We start from the raw sequence: 17,208 nt of genomic DNA, 5'->3' as shown, positions 1-17,208 counted from the left end.
GTGCGGTCTTCGCTCACGCCGTACCGTCCTCGCCCGTCGTCTGGCCCGGCAGCACCGGATGTCCGCCCTGCACGCCGTACAGCGGGCGATCCGGGTCGTGCCGCAGCAGCAATACCGCCACGTCGTCGTTGAGACTGCCCCCGTGCAGGTCTTCCACCGCTGCGACCGCCGAATCGATCAGGTCGTAGCCGGAACGCCCGTCCGCCAGCAGCCGGCCGATCAGCGGCAACAGGCCGTCGGTGCCCAGTCGCTCCGGGCCCGGGCCGATCCGGCCCTCGATCAGCCCGTCGGTGTACAGCAGCAGCGACCAGTCCGTGCCCAGCTCCATCGACTCGTGGCTCCACCGGCCGTCCGGGAACAGGCCCAGCGCCGGGCCGGTGGCGCTCTCGGACAGCGGCGCGATGCCGTTGGGGGTGAGCAGGAGCGGGGCGGGATGGCCCGCGAGGTAGACCCGGCCGCGCCGCCGATCGGGCTCGATGATGGTCATGCACAACGTGGCGAACATCTCGTCCGAGCGCCGTTCGTGCTCGAAGATCCGCTCCAGCGTGGTGAGCAACTCGCCGCCGGTGAGGCCGGCGAAGATCAGTGAGCGCCAGGCGATCCGCAGGTTCACTCCGAGCGCGGCCTCGTCCGGGCCGTGGCCGCAGACGTCGCCGATCATCACGTGCACCCGCCCGTCGGCGGTCTGTACCGCGTCGTACAGGTCCCCGCCGAGCAGCGCGCGCTGTCGCCCGGGTCGGTAGCGCGCCCGGAAGTCCAGCGACGGGTCGCGCAGGATCGGGGCGGGCAGCAGCCCGCGCTCCAGGCGTGCGTTCTCCTGCGCGCGCAGCTCGGACTCGACCAGCCGGCGCTGCGACTCATCGGCCCGCTTGCGCTCCAGGGCGTAGCGGATCGCCCGGGACAACAACGAACCGTCGATCTCCTGCTTGACCAGATAGTCCTGGGCGCCGGCGGCCACCGCGGCCGAGCCGCGGTGGGCGTCGGACAGGCCGGTGAGCACGATCACCGCGGTCCGCGGCGCGAACAGCAGCAGCCGATGCAGCCCGTTGAGCCCCTCGGCGTCGGGCAGCCCCAGGTCCAGCAGGACACAGCCGATGTCCTCGCCGAGCTTGACCATGGCCTCGCCCATCGACCGGGCCCAGACGATCTCCATCGGATCCGGCGAGTCGGCGAGCAGTTCCTCGACCAGGAAGGCGTCCCCCGCGTCGTCCTCGATGAGCAGGACGCGCAGCGGATGCGCGGCGGCCGGGTCCGATGCCGCGGTGGCCGGCATCGGTACCGCGCGGTAGCCGGTCCGTTCGACCGCGTTGCCGTCGCCGCCGTACGCGGGGCGCACGCCACCACCTCCGGGATTGATGTCGCCGCACGAATCGTTGTCGTTCGGCAATCGAAAAGGACGATAGCGCGGCCGGGTGTGAGCGGGTAACCGTACGTGGCGCGGCCCGAGCCCGACTCAGTCCCGGCCGCCGGCCCGATGCGCCGCGTCGCGCAGCACCGCGAGGGACCGCACGAGCGAGTCCAAGTCGTCCGCCTCCAGGTGAATCAAAACTTTGGCCAGGGCCTGTCGTCGCGCCGATCGAAGCTCCTCCACGAACCCGACCCCGTCGGGCGCCAGCCGCAGCACCACCTCTCGGCGGTCGGTCGCGCTCAGCTCGCGCGCCAGCAGGCCGGCACCCTCCAAGCGATCGCACAAACGGCTCGCCGAGGACGGCATGGCCCGCAGTCGGGCGGCCAACATGTTCAGGTTGATGCCGTCGTGGTCGGCGACCACGAGCAGGGCCCGCAATTGGGACGGCGATACCCGTCCGCCCAGATCGCCGTGTGCGTGGGTGTGTACCGCGGCCATCCACTCGCACAGTGCGTCCACACGATCGAGCAGTTCCGCGGGTAGGTCCCCTTCTCCTCGGGCCACGGACATCCGGCCACTGTGCCGGCTAATGGAGTGGGAGCGCCACGTCCGGGCCGGCAGGCTGATGCCCATGACACGGATAACGCTGGTTCGCGGCGACATCACCGAGCAGGACGTGGATGCGATCGTGAACGCGGCGAACTCGTCCCTGATGGGTGGCGGCGGGGTCGACGGCGCGATCCACCGCAAGGGCGGCCCGGAGATCCTGGCCGAGTGTCGGGCGCTGCGTGCGGCGAAGCTGGGGCGCGGTCTGAAGACGGGCGCGGCGGTGGCCACCACCGCGGGTCGACTCCCGGCGCGGTGGGTCGTGCACACGGTGGGTCCGGTGTACAGCCACACCGAGGACCGGTCCGCGCTGTTGGTGTCCTGCTATCGCGAGGCGCTGCGGGTGGCGGACGGCCTCGGCGCGACCTCGGTGGCGTTCCCGGCGATCTCCGCGGGTGCCTACGGCTGGCCGCTGGAGGATGCGGCGCGGATCGCGGTCGAGACCGTGCAGGCGACGCCGTCGGGGGTGACACAGGCGCGCTTCGTGCTGTTCGAGGCGCGTGCGTACGTCGCGTTCGAGCAGGCGGTCGCGGCGCTGTAGGCCCCGGACATGCGGGTGGGCCGGACCCGAAGATCCGGCCCACCCGCATGTCGGGATCTCGTCAGGTGCCGGTCGCGGAGGCCTTGGCACTGCCCGACGGGGAGCCCGATTTCGAGCTGCTCGGAGTGCCGGTCGACGGCGGCGTCGAGGTGGGCGGCTTCGAACTCGGCGGCGGCGTCGTGGGCGTCTCGGTGGTCGGCGGCGTCGTGACCGGCGGAGTGGTCACCGGCGGCGTGACCGGAGGTGTCGTCACCGGCGGCTTGGCCGGCGGCTTGGCCGGCGGCGGGGCCGGGACGTTGGGGATCGCCGGGGCGTTCACCGTGCCCGCGCCCGCGTCGGGACGCACCACGCCGAGGATCGGCATCGAGCCGGCGTTGGCCACGGTGATCGTGCGGCCCGGTCGCGGCGCGTGCACGATCTTGCCGTTGCCCAGGTACATGCCGATGTGGCTGGCGTCGGAGTAGTAGACGATCAGGTCGCCCGGGCGCATGTCGGCGACCGGCACGCGCGGCAGCGACGCCCACTGCTCTTGAGAGGTGCGGCGGATCGGCACCCCCGCGAACGCCCATGCCTTCGACGTCAGACCGGAGCAGTCGTAGCCCACGGGTCCCACGCCGCCCCAGATGTAGGGCTTGCCGATCTTGTCGATCGCGAATGCGATGGCCAACGCGGCCTTGGCGGTGGTCTGTTGGTCCGGCTTGCCGATCAGGGTGTTCAGCTGGGCCTGGCCGGCCTCCGCGGACAGCGCCTCCATCCGGGCCAGTTCGGTGAGCTGCTCGGGCGTCAGGCCCGCCAGTATCTTCTCGGCCTCGGCGATCCGGGTCTGGATGTCGGCCCGGCTGGAGGCGGCCTCCTGCTCGAGCCGACGGCTCTCGGCGAGCTGGGTGTCCGCGCTCTTTTGCATCGCGGTGAGCTGGAGTTCGGCCTGTTTGGCCCGCGTGATGGTGTCCAGTTGCGTCTGCGAGATGTGCTCGTACGCCGGCGCGTCGCGCAGGAAGCCCTGCGGGTTCGAGGACAACATCAGGGTGAGCAGCGGGTCCATCCCGCGGGTGGTGTACTGCAACCGGGCCAGCCGGCCGAGGTCGTCCTTGGCCTTCTCGACGTTCTGCCGGGCCCACACGACGCCCGCGTTGACGTCGTTGGCCTTGACCTGCGTGCGAGCGAGCTGTTCGGTGGTGGCGTTGTAGCGCTCGGTGGCCTGCTCGGCCTGGCGGTACAACTCCTGTACCCGGGCCTGGGCGGCCAGCAGATCCTGCACGGACGTGATCGCGGTATTGGCCGGCGGTACGGGCGGAACACCCGGGTCCGCCCACGCGTTCCCGCCGAACAGGGCCGCGCACAACAGCGCCGCGCCGCAGCTGGTCACAGCCCGGGTTCGCAGGCCGATTCGGCCCCCGAGTTTCACCATGCTTTCGCCCTTTCGGAACTCGATGCTCGCCTGCGACGTATCGGGCCGATTCCATCCGACGACGTCGACTCGAACCGGAACCGGTGTTCTCGGGAAGGCAGTTCCCAAGGACCCGACTCAGCGTCGGATCCTTGCATGTTCCGGCGACGATGGGCAGAGGAGAATTCGTGATCGTCCGGTTATCGGAACGGACGAATCAGGCTATTCACGGACGACACGCCGAGCCGAACCACAATCAAGTGAACGTGGTGTGCTCAAGATTTCATGCGCCGTTCCGGATCGGACACGAGTCACCGGAATGCGTCAATGGCGCGGGTCGATATCTCGGCCCCGCGCGGAGCCACCGCCGCCCACGCCACGGTCACCTCGCCCTGTCGCCGACGCGCCGGCCCATCGCACACCGGCCAGTCCCGGGCCAGGGTGTCGGTCGCCGCGAGCCAACGCTGTCGGGCGCCGAACGCGGCCAGCGGCGCGTGCAGATCCCAGGCCCGGTCGAACGCGGCCAGGAACGCGTGCACCGGCTCGCCCGGCACGTTGCGGTGGATCAACGCCTTCGGCAGCCGCTCGGCCAACTCGGACGGGCGCCCGAAGCCGGACAACCGGGTGGCGAAGGTGACCGTGCGCGGCCGCGCGTCCGACCCGATGCCCAGCCACACCGCCCGCCGGCCCAACTCGTCGCACGTGCCCTCCACGAGCACCCCCTCCGGGGCCAGCCGCGCACACATCCGGGCCCAGGCCGCCGGCACCGCGTCCTCCTCGTACTGCCGGAGCACGTTGAACGCGCGGATCGCGGTCGCCGACCGGCCGGCCGGCAGCGGCACCTCGAAGCCGCCGCGGGCGAAGCTCAGCCCGTCCTGGGCATGGGGGAGCGCCGCGGCCACCCGCTCCGGATCGATCTCGAACCCGACCACCGCGACGTCGCTGCGCACCGTGCGCAGCCGGCGAAGCATCTCGAGCGTGGTCACCGGTGATGCGCCGTAGCCCACGTCGACCACCAGCGGATCGGCCGCGCCGCGCAGCAGCCGCCCGTGTACCCCGGTCAACCACCGGTCCACCCGGCGCAGCCGGTTCGCATTGGTGGTGCCCCGGGTGATCACCCCGCTGGGCCGCGTCCGGGACACGGCTCGGCCGCCCGCTCCCGGGGTGTCGAATCCCGACATGCCGCGCGTACCCATGCTCGCAGGGTAAGGGAACACCCCCACCCGCCCCCGCGAGCGGTCCGGATCACACTCCGCCGGGGGAATCCCCTTCCATCACGATGGGTTGGTTCCTGAGTTGGGCCGCCAATGACGGACGGGCGGTCCACGATCGGTAGTAGCTCGGTACAACTAGTAGCTCTGTGTACACGTGGTAGCTCTGTACACCGGACAACACGACACGGGGCCGGCCTGGGAGGTCAACGAGTGAGCCACCACGTCCAGCGCGCGATCACATTGGGAGCGCGCCGGGGGGCACCTCGTCGAATCGCGACGCTGAGCGTTCACACCTCCCCGCTGCACCAACCCGGCACCGGCGACGCCGGTGGCATGAACGTCTACATCGTCGAACTGAGCAAGCGGCTGGCCGCGCTCGGCATCGAGGTGGAGATATTCACCCGCGCCACCGGCAGCGACCTGCCGCCGGTGGTCGAGATGGCACCGGGGGTCCTGGTCCGACACGTCACCGCCGGGCCGTACGAGGGCCTGTCCAAGGAGGACCTGCCGGCCCAGCTGTGCGCGTTCACCTCCGGGGTGCTGCGCACCGAGGCGATGCGCGACCCGGGGCACTACGACCTCGTGCACTCGCACTACTGGCTCTCCGGTCAGGTCGGCTGGCTGGCCAAGGAACGCTGGGGTGTGCCGCTCGTGCACACCATGCACACGATGGCCAAGGTCAAGAACGCCTCGCTGGCCGGCGGCGACGCCCCCGAGCCCCGGGCCCGGGTGATCGGCGAGTCCCAGGTGGTCGAGGCGGCCGACCGGCTGGTTGCCAACACGATCGAGGAGGCCGATCAACTGATCGACCTCTACGACGCGGCCCCCGAGCAGGTCGCGGTGGTCAACCCGGGCGTGGACCTGGAGACGTTTCGCCCCGGTGACATGGCCGACGCGCGCCGCCGGCTGGGGGTGCCGGTGGACGCCACGGTGATCCTGTTCGCCGGTCGCATCCAGCCGCTCAAGGCCCCCGACGTACTGCTGTACGCGATCGCCCACCTGTTGCAGGCCGACCCCGCGCTGCGCGACTCGCTCGTGGTCGCGGTGGTCGGCGGGCCCAGCGGCAACGGCATGGCGGCGCCGGAACACCTGCACAAACTGGCCGCGACGCTGGGCATCCACGACGTGGTCCGGTTCCAGCGGCCGGTCCGGCAGGACGTGCTGGCGGACTGGTACCGCGCGGCCACCGTCGCGGTGGTGCCCTCCTACAACGAATCCTTCGGCCTGGTGGCCATCGAGGCCCAGGCCTGCGGGACCCCCGTGGTCGCGGCGGCGGTCGGCGGCCTGCCCACCGCCGTGCGCGACGGCGTCTCCGGCACCCTGGTCCGCGGCCACAACCCGGTGGACTACGGCCTGGCCCTGCGCGACCTGATCCGCGCCCCCCGACTGCGCGAGGACTACTCGGACGGCGCGGTCCGGCACGCGGCGGCCTTCGGGTGGTCCTCGGCGGCGGCCTCGATGGCCGAGGTCTACGCCGACACGCTGGCCCGCAGCGCGGCCCCGCGTGGGCGGGTCGTGGGCGGGCAGTAGCGTCGAGGCGTCGAGACGAATGGGGTACGTCGTGGAAGCCGAACAGGATCGGGCCGCGGAGACCGTCCGCGCGGCCCTGAAGGACGCCGGCATCGAATGGGAGCAGTCCGCGCCGACCACGTTCGTCGCGGTGCTGCCGGGCACACGCAAGCTCAAGACGGCGCTCTCGCTCACGGTGGGCGCACACACCCTGGCGGTGAGCGCGTTCGTGATCCGGCACGCGGACGAGAACCACGCCGCCTTCTACCGCTGGCTCCTCGAGCGCAACGTGCGGATGTACGGCGTGGCCTTCGCCGTGGACAACCTCGGCGACGTCTACCTGAACGGCCGGCTGCCACTGGCCGCAGTCAGCGTCGACGAGGTCGACCGGATCCTGGGCGTCGTGCTCCAAGCCGCCGACGACAGCTTCAACACCCTTCTGGAGATCGGTTTCGCCGGTTCGATCCGCCGCGAATGGGACTGGCGCGTCGAACGCGGCGAGTCCCTGCGCAACCTGGAAGCCTTCGCCCGCTTCGCGGCCCCGGAGAACCGCGAATAGCGAACCGCCCGACCACGGCACAAAGGTCGTGCCCGGGTGCCCGATCGCCTCGATTAGGCTCCTGGGCATGGCTGATGCTCTCTACAAACTGATCCTTCTGCGGCATGGCGAAAGCAAGTGGAACGAAGCCGGACTTTTCACCGGCTGGGTCGATGTCGACCTGACCGACAAGGGTGAGAAGGAGGCCGCGCGCGGCGGGCAGCTGCTGCTCGACGCGGGCGTGCTGCCGGACGTTCTGCACACCTCCCTGCAGCGCCGCGCGATCCGCACCGCCCAGCTCGCGCTGGACGTGGCCGACCTGAACTGGCTGCCGGTGCGTCGCTCGTGGCGGCTCAACGAGCGGCACTACGGTGCCCTCCAGGGCAAGGACAAGAAGCAGACTCTTGAGGAGTTCGGCGAGGAGCAGTTCATGCTCTGGCGTCGCTCCTACGACACTCCGCCGCCGCCGCTCGCGGACGACGACGAGTACTCGCAGTTCGCCGACCGCCGGTACGCGTCGTTGCCGGAGGAGATTCGGCCGCGCACCGAGTGCCTCAAGGATGTCGTCGAGCGCATGCTCCCGTACTGGTACGACGCGATCGTGCCGGACCTGCTCGCCGGCGACACCGTTTTGGTCGCCGCGCACGGCAACTCGCTGCGCGCCCTGGTCAAGCACCTGGACAAGATCTCGGACGCCGACATCGCGGGCCTGAACATCCCCACCGGCATCCCACTGCTGTACGAGCTGGACGCGAACCTGCGCCCGCTCACCCCGGGCGGGCGCTACCTCGACCCCGAGGCCGCCGCGGCCGCGATCGAGGCGGTCAAGAACCAGGGCCGCAAGTAGACACGAACATCGGGTGAACATCCCATCGGCTCCGTACGGGGCGCCCACCTGTCACGGAAGGGGTCGGGCGCCCCGCACGCGCCGGGCTTGTGGGCCCGAGCGCCGGTTCAGCGACCGCAACTGCCTCCGCAATTGCATGCGGAACCGGACTTACAGCCACAGCCACAGCTGGACGGGCAGTTGCAGCCCGGCGCGGGGGCCTGCGGCTGGGGTGGGGTCTGCGGGTCGGACATGACGACCTCCGAACGATCACCGGTGACAGGCGTGGCGCACGGATGAACGACACATGAAGATCTGCACGATGGACCCTCTGGACGGTTTCACCCGTTCGGGGCAGCTCTACCCTGGAACACGTGGACGTGAACGTTGCTGCTGCTGCTTTGGCCGCTGTATCCGGATTGGCCGTGGGTGTGGCCGGCACCCTGGCCTTCCGCTGGAGTGAGCGAGCCCAGGGCAGAGGCACGGCCGCGGCGGCCGCCGCTGCCACGTCGCTGCCGCCCGGAGTGGCCACGGTGTTGTCCGTGCTGCGCTCCTCGGCGGTGGTCCTGGACGAGTTCGACACCGTCGTGAAGGCGAGTTCGGCGGCCTACAAGTTCGGCCTGGTCCGCGGGGACCAGCTGGTGCCCGACGATCTGCTCGCGATGGCGAAGGAGACCAGACGCGACGGCGAGATAAGGCAGCGCGATCTGTTGTTGGCCCGCGCCGACGGCGAGGCGCACGAGTTCGAGGTGTCCGCCCGGGTCGCGCCGCTGGGGTCGCGGCTGGTGCTGTTGCTGGTCGAGGACCGTACCGAGGCCCGCCGGGTGGACGCGGTGCGCCGCGACTTCGTGGCCAACGTGAGCCATGAGCTCAAGACCCCGGTCGGCGCGCTGTCGCTGCTGGCCGAGGCTGTCATGGACGCCAGCGACGACCCCGAGGCGATCATCCGCTTCGCGGGTCGCATGCAGATCGAGTCGGCCCGGCTGACCAACCTGGTGCAGGAGCTGATCGATCTGTCCCGGGTGCAGAACGACCATCCGCTGCATCACGTGGGTCCGGTGCCGCTCGACGAGTTGGTGGCCGAGGCCGCCGACCGCTGCCGACAGGCCGCCGAATCCAAGCAGATCACCCTGGCCATCGGCGGAGATCGCGAGCTGATCGTGCCGGGGGACCACAATCAACTGGTGATGGCGGTGGGCAACCTCGTCGAGAACGCGGTCAACTACAGTCCCGCGCGGACGAGGGTCGACATCGAGGTCAGAGCCGAGGCGCGGATGGCCGTCATCACCGTTTCCGACCAGGGGCTGGGCATTCCCCAGCGCGACCTGGACCGAATTTTCGAGCGGTTCTACCGCGTCGATCCGGCCCGTTCGCGGGCCACCGGCGGTACCGGTTTGGGTCTGTCCATCGTCAAGCACATCGCGGCGGGCCACGGGGGAGAGGTAACCGTGCGCAGCCTGGAGGGTGTGGGTTCCACCTTCACCCTGGTGCTGCCTTTCAAGTCCAGTACCTCTCAATCGATGTCGATGACATCGTCGACCCCATCCATGGAGGCTTCACGATGACCCGTGTGCTCGTCGTCGAAGATGAAGAGTCCTTCAGCGACGCGCTGTCGTACATGCTTCGCAAGGAAGGCTTCGAGGTGGCCGTCGCCGCCACCGGACCCGAGGCCTTGGAGCTGTTCGACCAGGGCGGCGCCGACCTGGTGCTGCTCGACCTGATGCTGCCCGGGCTGCCCGGCACGGAGGTGTTCCGCGGGCTCAGGGCCAAGTCCAACGTGCCGGTCATCATGGTGACGGCCAAGGACAGCGAGGTGGACAAGGTCGTCGGCCTGGAGATCGGCGCCGACGACTACGTCACCAAGCCGTATTCCACGCGCGAGCTGATCGCCCGGATCCGCGCCGTGCTGCGGCGCCAGGGCGGCGAACCCACCGACGAGCCCCGGGCGATCGAGGCCGGGCCGGTGCGGCTCGACGTGGAGGCGCATCGGGTCACCGTGGAGGGTCGGCGGATCGACCTCCCGCTCAAGGAGTTCGACCTGCTCGAAGTGCTGCTGCGCAATGCCGGCCGAGTGCTGACCCGGATGCAGCTGATCGACCGGGTGTGGGGTGTCGGCTACGTCGGCGACACCAAGACGCTGGACGTGCACGTGAAGCGGCTGCGCGCCAAGATCGAGCCGGACCCGGGTGCCCCGCGCTACCTGGTCACGGTGCGCGGTCTGGGGTACAAGTTCGAGCCCTGACCGGGCCGGGGGCGGCACCGCCCCCTCCATACGACGGCGCCCGCGCCGCCCACCGTTGTCCGGGGGGCAGCGCGGGCGCCGTCGTATGTGCCCGTCGTACGAGTACGGGGTGCGGTCAGCCGCCGGCCGGGGCCGACGAGCTGTTGCGCGGCGGGGTGCCGGTCGCACCAACGTTGCCCGCGCTGTTGGCGGGAGCCCCGGTGCCGGGAGCACCTGTGGTGGGTGCCGCCTGGGTCGGCAGGGCGGGCGGGGCCGGCGGCGGCGAGGTGAACGCCGGGGTCGGCTTGAGCTGCGCGAAGTAGCTCGACGGCGAGTGCACCGACACGTCCACCGAGGTCTCGCCGGCGGCGCCGAACGCGAAGGTCACCCGGCGGAACGTGCCGGCTTCCACATTGGCGTTCGGGAAGACCAACGGGCCGAGGTATGCCTTGCCCTGCGGGCTGTTCGGGGCCACACCCTTGGGCGGGTCGACCATGTACACGGCGCCGCCGGCCGGGATGGTCAGCGGACCGCCCAGCGCCTGACCCGCGCCGTCGACCGTCACCTTGGTGACCGTCTCGGGCGTGGTGCCCTCGTTGAACAGCGCACCACCGAGCGCGACCAAGCGCTTGCCCGGGTCGCCCGTCACCAGCTGGACGTTCTGGATCTTGAGCGAGCCGAACGCCGCATTGACGGTGTCGGGCTGGATCTTGTTGGTCTCGGCGTCCTTGCCACTGGCGCAGCCCGCGGCCAGGGGAAGGACGACGGCGACGGTGGCGGCGAGGGCGCCGCGTCGAAGGCTGCGGCTCACGGCGGCGGCATCTCCTTGAAGATCTTGGATCGAGGACCGGTCAGGACGACCGGGGACAGCGTACTCAGCCCGAGCTGACGACTTGTACGCGGCTCACCGCGCCGCAGTTCGGCTTCGACCTGGCCGGGTCGGCGCGATGACCTCGAACGCGGGATCGACACCACTGGGACCCGTGTGACATATGGGTCGCCCGAGAGCGGCCGGCTCGCGACCAGGAAAAGCTATTTGTCCTACTTGTTCGAGTCCTGCGGGTGTGGGGTTCCCTGTCCCAGCACGGCCACGGGCCCCTTGTCAAGCCCCGGCTAAGGCTCTGACCTGCGCAAACGTCATTCAGTAGGGGCGTGTCCCGTGTTACCCTAGAAAGCCACGGAAGGGGTACCTGTCACATGACGTTCAAGGTTGGCGACACCGTGGTCTACCCCCATCACGGGGCCGCGCTGATCGAGGCGATCGAGCAGCGCACGATCAAGGGTGTGGACAAGACCTATTTGGTGCTGAAGGTCGCCCAGGGTGATTTGACCGTCCGCGTGCCTGCGGACAACGCGGAGTTCGTCGGTGTCCGGGACGTGGTGGGCCAGGAAGGGCTCGACCGCGTCTTCGAGGTGCTGCGCGCTCCGCACACCGAAGAACCGACGAACTGGTCACGACGTTACAAGGCGAACTTGGAAAAGCTCGCTTCCGGTGACGTTATCAAGGTCGCGGAGGTCGTGCGCGATCTATGGCGCCGCGAGCGTGACCGCGGCCTGTCGGCAGGCGAAAAGCGCATGCTGGCAAAGGCTCGGCAGATCTTGGTGAGCGAGTTGGCGCTTGCCGAGAACACGAACGAGGACAAGGCCGAGGCCATTCTCGACGAGGTTCTGGCTTCCTGAGCCGTAGGATCCGCCCGTCGATGACGGACGAATCCGCCGGTGCGGTGTCGACGCCATGTGGCGTCGGCGCCCGGGTGGTTTGAGGGGACTTCGTTGAACGCTGCGGTCCTTGTGCCCGCTGCAGGGCGTGGTGAACGGCTCGGTCCCGGTGCGCCCAAGGCGTTGCGTGAGCTTGGGGACATCCCGATGCTGGTGCACGCCGTCCGGTCGCTGTTGGCCGCCCGCGGGGTAACCGCGGTCGTGGTCGCCGCACCGCCGGACGGTGTCGCCGGTGTCGGGGATCTTTTGCGTGCGCATTTGCCGGCGAAATCACCCGTTCGGGTGGTTGCCGGCGGTGCGACACGCCAGGAATCGGTGCGATTGGCGCTGGCTGCCGTGTCGCCCGAGTACGACGTCGTGCTCGTGCACGACGCCGCGCGGCCGTTCGTGCCGGCCCGGGTGGTGGAGGCGGTGATCGCCGCCGTCACCGACGGGGCCGACGCGGTGGTGCCCGCGTTGCCCGTGGTGGACACGGTCAAAGAGGTTTCCTCGGCCGACGGCGCGGAGACGGTGGTGCGCACGGTCGACCGGTCGCTGCTGCGCGCCGTTCAGACCCCGCAGGGCTTTCGGCGGGCCGTGCTGGCGCGCGCGCACGCCGAGGCCGGAGAGTTCGGCGGGGAGGGTGCGACCGACGATGCGGGCATGGTCGAACGCCTCGGCGGCACGGTCGTGGTGGTGCCCGGTTCCGAAGAGGCGTTCAAGGTGACCCGCCCGTTCGACCTGTTGCTCGCCGGCGCGCTGTTGGCCCGCCGCGCGGAGGCGGCGGACGGGCCGGCGACCGGCGTGGAGAGTACGGAGATCGACGTTGCCCGGTGAACACACTCCCCGCGTCGTGCTGCCCCGCACCGGGATCGGGGTGGACGTGCACGCCTTCGAGGAGGGCCGCGAGCTGTGGGTGGCCGGTCTGCACTGGCCCGGGGAGACCGGGCTGGCCGGACACTCGGACGCCGACGTGGTCGCGCACGCCGCGTGTGACGCGTTGTTCTCGGCGGCCGGGATCGGCGATCTGGGTGCGCACTTCGGTACCTCGAGGCCACAGTGGTCGGGGGCGTCCGGGGTGACCTTGTTGACCGAGGCGGCGCGGCTGGTGCGCGCGGCCGGGTTCGAGATCGGCAACGTCGCGGTGCAGGTGATCGGGGTGCGGCCGAAGGTTGGCCGGCGCCGGGCCGAGGCCGAGGCCGCGCTGTCGGCCGCGGTCGGTGCGCCGGTGTCGGTGTCCGGCACCACCACCGACGGGCTCGGCCTGACCGGGCGGGCCGAGGGGGTGGCCGCGATCGCCACCGCGCTCGTGGTCGCGGCCTGAGCCGCACCGGCCGTGATCGTTGTCCGAACCGAGGGATAACGGGGAACGCCACGCCGCCGCGACGCTCTAAGCTTGCGCGTGTGAGCATGCGCCTGTACGACACCAGCACCCGCACGGTCCGGGACTTCGTGCCGCTTGTCGAGGGACAGGTCTCGATCTACTTGTGTGGTGCCACCGTGCAGGCGCCGCCGCACATCGGGCACATTCGATCGGGGCTGAACTTCGACGTGCTGCGCCGGTGGTTCGCCCACCGCGGCAACGACGTCGTGTTCTGCCGCAACGTCACGGACATCGACGACAAGATCATCGCGAAGTCCTGCGCGCAGGAGATTCCGTCCTGGCAGCTCGCGCAGACCAACGAGCGCGCCTTCGCGGACGCCTACACCGCGCTCGGCTGCCTGCCCTCGACGGTGGAGCCCCGGGCTACCGGGCACATCCCCGAGATGATCGCGATGATGGAGCGGCTGATCGCGACAGGGCATGCCTACCCGTCCGGTGGCGACGTGTACTTCGACGTTTCCTCGTTCCCCGCCTACGGCGCGCTCTCCGGGCAGAAGCCGGACGCGATGCGCGAGGCGGAGGACGCGGGCGCGGGGGCGGCCGGCAAGCGGGATCGGCGCGACTTCGCGCTGTGGAAGTCGGCCAAGCCCGGCGAGCCCTCGTGGGAGACGCCGTGGGGGCAGGGTCGTCCGGGGTGGCACCTGGAGTGCTCCGCGATGGCGCACAAGTACCTGGGGCCCGCGTTCGACATCCACGGCGGCGGGCTGGACCTGGTGTTCCCGCACCACGAGAACGAGATCGCCCAGTCCAAGGCGGCGGGCGACCCGTTCGCCAACTACTGGATGCACAACGCCTGGGTCACCCTCAGCGGTGAGAAGATGAGCAAGTCGCTCGGGAACTCCGTGCTCGTGACGGAGATGCTCAAGCGCTGGTCGCCGCTGGTCCTGCGGTACTACCTGGCCACCCCGCACTACCGGTCGATGATCGAGTACAGCGAGGAGGCCCTGCGCGAGGCCGAGGTCTCGTTCGGGCGGATCGAGGGATTCCTGGAGCGCGCGGGCGAGCAGACCGGGGCGATCGAACCGGCGGCGCGGGTGCCGGCGGTGTTCGCGGCGGCGATGGACGACGACCTGGGCGTGCCGCAGGCGATGGCGGTCGTGCACAACACCGTGCGCGACGGAAACACCGCACTGGCGGCGGGTGACAAGGACGCCGTCGTGCGGCATGCGGCGGACGTCCGGGCGATGCTGGGTGTGCTCGGCATGGACCCGCTGTCGGAGCAGTGGACGGCGGGCGCCTCGGCCGGCCGTTCGGACGAGCTGCGCGGGGTGGTCGACCACCTGGTCAAGCTCGCCCTCCAGCAGCGCGAGGCGGCGCGGGCCCGCAAGGACTACGCCGCGGCGGACGCGGTCCGGGACAGCCTCACGGCCGCCGGGATCGTGGTGGAGGACACCCCCAACGGCCCCCGGTGGACGCTGCACCGGGACTGAGTCCGCAAGGGCCCCAGCGCCCGACGAGAACGTGCCGTACGGCCGGATCGCCACGAGGTGGCGGGCCGGCCGTACGGTTGTAGTGCGGTCGCCCTCCGGAGCGGCCGGGGATCGCAACGAAGGGATGTACCCGTCATGGCCGGCAACACGGAGCGCCGTAACAAGCGCAACGAGGGAAGCAAGAAGGGGCCCTCGGTCGGTACTGGTGGGCACAGCCGCCGGGCGCTCAAGGGCAAGGGGCCGACGCCGCCCGCGGAGATGCGCAAGGGGCATGCCAAGCAGCGCGCCGCCAACGCCGCCGCCAAGCGCAAGGCCGCGACGCCGGCCGCTCGACGAGCCCCCGGTGGCCGTCCCGGGCGCGGCGGCAAGAGCTCGAACGAGCTGGTCGCGGGCCGCAACTCGGTGCTCGAGGTGCTGCGCGCCGACGCGCCGGCCACGTCGCTGTTCATCGCGCAGTACATCGACAGCGACGACCGGGTGCGCGAGGCGATGAAGATCGCCAACGTCCGGGGCATCCCGCTGATGGAGATCCCGCGTCCCGAACTGGACCGGATGACCGACGGCGCGATCCACCAGGGCCTGGTCCTGCAGATGCCGCCGTACGAGTACGCGCATCCGGACGACCTGGTGGTCGAGGCGCACGACCGGGGCGAGACGCCGATCATCGTGGCGCTCGACAGCGTCACCGACCCGCGCAACCTCGGGGCGGTGATCCGCTCCGCGGCGGCCTTCGGCGGCCACGGCGTGGTCGTACCGGAGCGGCGTGCGGCCGGGATGACCGCGGGCGCCTGGAAGTCCTCGGCGGGTGCGGCCACGCGGGTGCCGGTGGCCCGGGCGGCCAACCTCACCCGCGCCCTGGAGGCCTACAAGAAGGCGGGCCTGACCGTGGTCGGCCTCGCCGCCGACGGGGACATCTCGCTGGAGGAGTTGGCGGCGGCGACCGACCCGATCGTGGTGGTCGTCGGTTCCGAGGGCAAGGGCCTGGGCCGGCTGGTCCAGGAGACCTGTGACATCACCGTGCGGATCCCGATGGCGGGCGGCAACGAGTCGCTCAACGCCGGTGTCGCGGCGAGCATCGTGCTCTACGAGGTGGCCAGGCGCCGCGCAGTGTAGCGCCGCGCGGGGGCTGAGCGGGCCCGCATCGGGTAATACGCGAAGGACCGCATCCTCGGGGGACCTCGCGCGGTTATTGATGCGTGGACACCAGAACGGAAGGCAGCTTCGGCGGTGCTGTCGGGCTGTTGCCCTCGCCCTCGGCGGTGCGCGACCCCGGCGATCCGGCGTCGGTCGCCACCCCCTCGAAGACCCTGCGGGTGGTGATCGCCGGTCCCGGAACCGGCGGCACCGGCAAACCCGTGCCCGGAGTGCGTGGGCCGGCGGACGACGCCACCACGCGACTGCCGGTGATCCGGGACGACGCACCCCGGCGGCGGGTGCCGCCCGCGCGTCGCGACCCGGGCGCCGGGCGCGAGCGGGACGGCACCGCGACGCCGGTGCCCGCGCACGGGCGCCGGGCGACCCTCCAGGGCGGCACGGTGCTGTTGCCGCTGCGGCTGTTCCTGGGCGGGGCATTCCTCGTCGAGGGGCTGCGCAAGCTCTACGCGCCGGGCTTCCTGGATCCGAGCTCGACCGACTCGTTCGGGCATCGGATCGGGGTGCTGCGCGACGGCAGTCTGTCGCCGTCCGTGATGGACCTGGCCGCCGACCACGCGATCGGGGCCGGCCTGCTGTTCGCCTTCGGGCAGGTGGTGGTCGGCTTCGCGATCGTGCTGGGGCTGTGGACCCGGCTCGTGGGCCTGCTCGGCATGCTGCTGTCGCTGGGCGTGCTGATCGCGGTGGGCACCGGGTCCTCGCCCTATCACGCGCCCTACGTGGTGTTCCTGGCCGCGTTCAGCCCGCTGGCGCTGGCGGGAGCGCCGATGTACTCGGCGGACGCGTGGTTGTCGCTGCGCACCTGGCGCGGTCCGATCATCACGCCGGTGCGGGCCCGGCGACGCAAGCTCGGCTACGGCTCGATGCTCGCCTGCGCGGGGGTCGGCACGACGCTGCTCGCGGGCTCGTTGCTCGGCGGCGGTCACCGGCATCTCGACGAGTCGGACACCGGGCGGGTCGGCGACCTGGAGCAGCCCGCCGCCTCCACCGCCCCGCTCGCTCCCGAGGCCGGGCAGCACGGCGGTGCGGTGGCCACCCAGCCGCGTCCGCCGGTGACCGAGCCCTCGACGGCGCCCGTGCCGGGCCGGGAGAACGCGCAGCCGCAGAGCGCGCCGCGCGCGACGAGCACGCCCTCGCCCACCGGCAAAACCGGCACGGGCGCGGCCAGGTCGGCCTCGCCCGAGGGTGGCACGGAGAAGAAGTCGGCCCGTCCCTCGACGTCGGTCGCCGGGTCGGCCGGCTCCACGGGCTCGACCGCCGGTTCCTCCGGTGGCGCGCCCCGGCCCGCCGGCAGCGGCGGCAGGCCGCTGGGCGGCCTGCTCGGCTGACCTCGCAAGCACGACGTGCCGCAGGG

Annotated in this window: 17 protein-coding genes; 12 read left to right on the top strand and 5 right to left on the bottom strand. The window is 71.1% G+C overall.

All coding sequences use genetic code 11. The annotated features are described in order from the left end of the window. Positions 1-13 precede the first annotated feature (13 nt). Together ABZS54_RS12505 and ABZS54_RS12500 are read right to left on the bottom strand one after the other, a co-directional pair. On the bottom strand, positions 14-1,336 hold the full coding sequence (locus ABZS54_RS12505) for a SpoIIE family protein phosphatase (protein WP_355533988.1): 1,323 nt from the start codon (positions 1,334-1,336) through the stop codon (positions 14-16). 117 nt (positions 1,337-1,453) lie between these two features. Further along, on the bottom strand, positions 1,454-1,918 hold the full coding sequence (locus ABZS54_RS12500; protein WP_355533986.1) for a MarR family transcriptional regulator: 465 nt from the start codon (positions 1,916-1,918) through the stop codon (positions 1,454-1,456). A gap of 61 nt (positions 1,919-1,979) precedes the next feature. Here ABZS54_RS12500 and ABZS54_RS12495 point away from each other — a divergent pair, with 61 nt between their 5' ends. Next, positions 1,980-2,495, top strand: a complete 516-nt coding sequence (locus ABZS54_RS12495) for an O-acetyl-ADP-ribose deacetylase (RefSeq protein WP_355533984.1) — start codon at positions 1,980-1,982, stop codon at positions 2,493-2,495. A 61-nt stretch (positions 2,496-2,556) separates the two neighbouring features. Here ABZS54_RS12495 and ABZS54_RS12490 read toward each other — a convergent pair whose 3' ends face one another. Then, on the bottom strand, positions 2,557-3,903 hold the full coding sequence (locus ABZS54_RS12490; RefSeq protein ID WP_355533982.1) for an NlpC/P60 family protein: 1,347 nt from the start codon (positions 3,901-3,903) through the stop codon (positions 2,557-2,559). 290 nt (positions 3,904-4,193) lie between these two features. Continuing rightward, positions 4,194-5,078, bottom strand: a complete 885-nt coding sequence (locus ABZS54_RS12485; RefSeq protein ID WP_355533980.1) for a class I SAM-dependent methyltransferase — start codon at positions 5,076-5,078, stop codon at positions 4,194-4,196. A gap of 228 nt (positions 5,079-5,306) precedes the next feature. Between ABZS54_RS12485 and mshA the strand changes: the two genes are divergently transcribed. The 5 genes from mshA to ABZS54_RS12460 all read left to right on the top strand — a co-directional run bounded on the left by mshA (position 5,307) and on the right by ABZS54_RS12460 (position 10,211). Next, positions 5,307-6,626: a D-inositol-3-phosphate glycosyltransferase gene (gene mshA, locus ABZS54_RS12480; protein WP_355533978.1), complete on the top strand. Its 1,320-nt coding sequence runs from the start codon at positions 5,307-5,309 to the stop codon at positions 6,624-6,626. Between the two features lie 19 nt (positions 6,627-6,645). After that, positions 6,646-7,164, top strand: coding sequence for a YbjN domain-containing protein (locus ABZS54_RS12475; RefSeq protein WP_355533976.1), 519 nt, complete (start codon positions 6,646-6,648; stop codon positions 7,162-7,164). Between the two features lie 67 nt (positions 7,165-7,231). Further along, positions 7,232-7,990 carry a phosphoglyceromutase gene (locus ABZS54_RS12470; RefSeq protein WP_355533974.1) on the top strand — a complete coding sequence of 253 codons (759 nt, stop codon included), beginning with the start codon at positions 7,232-7,234 and terminating at the stop codon, positions 7,988-7,990. 353 nt (positions 7,991-8,343) lie between these two features. Next, positions 8,344-9,534 carry an ATP-binding protein gene (locus ABZS54_RS12465; protein WP_355533972.1) on the top strand — a complete coding sequence of 397 codons (1,191 nt, stop codon included), beginning with the start codon at positions 8,344-8,346 and terminating at the stop codon, positions 9,532-9,534. Next, entirely contained in the window at positions 9,531-10,211 is a 681-nt protein-coding gene (locus tag ABZS54_RS12460) for a response regulator transcription factor (protein WP_020552235.1), read from the top strand. Before ABZS54_RS12465 ends, ABZS54_RS12460 begins: the two co-directional genes overlap by 4 nt. 115 nt (positions 10,212-10,326) lie before the next feature. On the opposite strand, the gene ABZS54_RS12455 is transcribed toward ABZS54_RS12460, so the two are convergent. Next, positions 10,327-11,001 (bottom strand): hypothetical protein, encoded by a 675-nt coding sequence (locus tag ABZS54_RS12455; protein WP_355533970.1) that lies wholly within the window; start codon positions 10,999-11,001, stop codon positions 10,327-10,329. Between the two features lie 386 nt (positions 11,002-11,387). Here ABZS54_RS12455 and ABZS54_RS12450 point away from each other — a divergent pair, with 386 nt between their 5' ends. From ABZS54_RS12450 to ABZS54_RS12425, 6 genes are all read left to right on the top strand, one after another. Further along, complete coding sequence (locus ABZS54_RS12450; RefSeq protein ID WP_020552233.1) at positions 11,388-11,870, top strand: CarD family transcriptional regulator; 483 nt, start codon at positions 11,388-11,390, stop codon at positions 11,868-11,870. Between the two features lie 57 nt (positions 11,871-11,927). Then, positions 11,928-12,725 (top strand): 2-C-methyl-D-erythritol 4-phosphate cytidylyltransferase, encoded by a 798-nt coding sequence (gene ispD / locus ABZS54_RS12445; protein WP_355533968.1) that lies wholly within the window; start codon positions 11,928-11,930, stop codon positions 12,723-12,725. Further along, positions 12,715-13,212, top strand: coding sequence for a 2-C-methyl-D-erythritol 2,4-cyclodiphosphate synthase (ispF, locus tag ABZS54_RS12440; RefSeq protein WP_355533966.1), 498 nt, complete (start codon positions 12,715-12,717; stop codon positions 13,210-13,212). The genes ispD and ispF overlap by 11 nt, the downstream gene beginning before the upstream one ends. A gap of 80 nt (positions 13,213-13,292) precedes the next feature. After that, positions 13,293-14,702, top strand: a complete 1,410-nt coding sequence (gene cysS / locus ABZS54_RS12435) for a cysteine--tRNA ligase (RefSeq protein WP_355533964.1) — start codon at positions 13,293-13,295, stop codon at positions 14,700-14,702. A gap of 135 nt (positions 14,703-14,837) precedes the next feature. Beyond that, on the top strand, positions 14,838-15,815 hold the full coding sequence (gene rlmB / locus ABZS54_RS12430) for a 23S rRNA (guanosine(2251)-2'-O)-methyltransferase RlmB (protein WP_355533962.1): 978 nt from the start codon (positions 14,838-14,840) through the stop codon (positions 15,813-15,815). An 83-nt stretch (positions 15,816-15,898) separates the two neighbouring features. Further along, the gene (locus ABZS54_RS12425; RefSeq protein WP_355533960.1) at positions 15,899-17,182 is read left to right on the top strand and encodes a TQO small subunit DoxD; all 1,284 of its coding nucleotides are present in this window, start codon (positions 15,899-15,901) and stop codon (positions 17,180-17,182) included. Positions 17,183-17,208: the final 26 nt, after the last annotated feature.

The organism is Embleya sp. NPDC005575 (assembly GCF_040605455.1).
Classification (GTDB): domain Bacteria; phylum Actinomycetota; class Actinomycetes; order Streptomycetales; family Streptomycetaceae; genus Embleya.
Note: the sequence above shows the minus strand (reverse complement) of the source record. Positions and strands in the feature narration are given on the sequence as shown.

Bases quoted from the DNA above. Each gene is read 5' to 3' on its own strand.
- ABZS54_RS12500 (WP_355533986.1), bottom strand. From the start codon at position 1,918: ATGTCCGTGGCCCGAGGAGAAGGGGACCTACCCGCGGAACTGCTCGAT.
- ABZS54_RS12495 (WP_355533984.1), top strand. From the start codon at position 1,980: ATGACACGGATAACGCTGGTTCGCGGCGACATCACCGAGCAGGACGTG.
- ABZS54_RS12490 (WP_355533982.1), bottom strand. From the start codon at position 3,903: ATGGTGAAACTCGGGGGCCGAATCGGCCTGCGAACCCGGGCTGTGACC.
- ABZS54_RS12485 (WP_355533980.1), bottom strand. From the start codon at position 5,078: ATGGGTACGCGCGGCATGTCGGGATTCGACACCCCGGGAGCGGGCGGC.
- ABZS54_RS12475 (WP_355533976.1), top strand. From the start codon at position 6,646: ATGGGGTACGTCGTGGAAGCCGAACAGGATCGGGCCGCGGAGACCGTC.
- ABZS54_RS12470 (WP_355533974.1), top strand. From the start codon at position 7,232: ATGGCTGATGCTCTCTACAAACTGATCCTTCTGCGGCATGGCGAAAGC.
- ABZS54_RS12460 (WP_020552235.1), top strand. From the start codon at position 9,531: ATGACCCGTGTGCTCGTCGTCGAAGATGAAGAGTCCTTCAGCGACGCG.
- ABZS54_RS12450 (WP_020552233.1), top strand. From the start codon at position 11,388: ATGACGTTCAAGGTTGGCGACACCGTGGTCTACCCCCATCACGGGGCC.
- rlmB (WP_355533962.1), top strand. From the start codon at position 14,838: ATGGCCGGCAACACGGAGCGCCGTAACAAGCGCAACGAGGGAAGCAAG.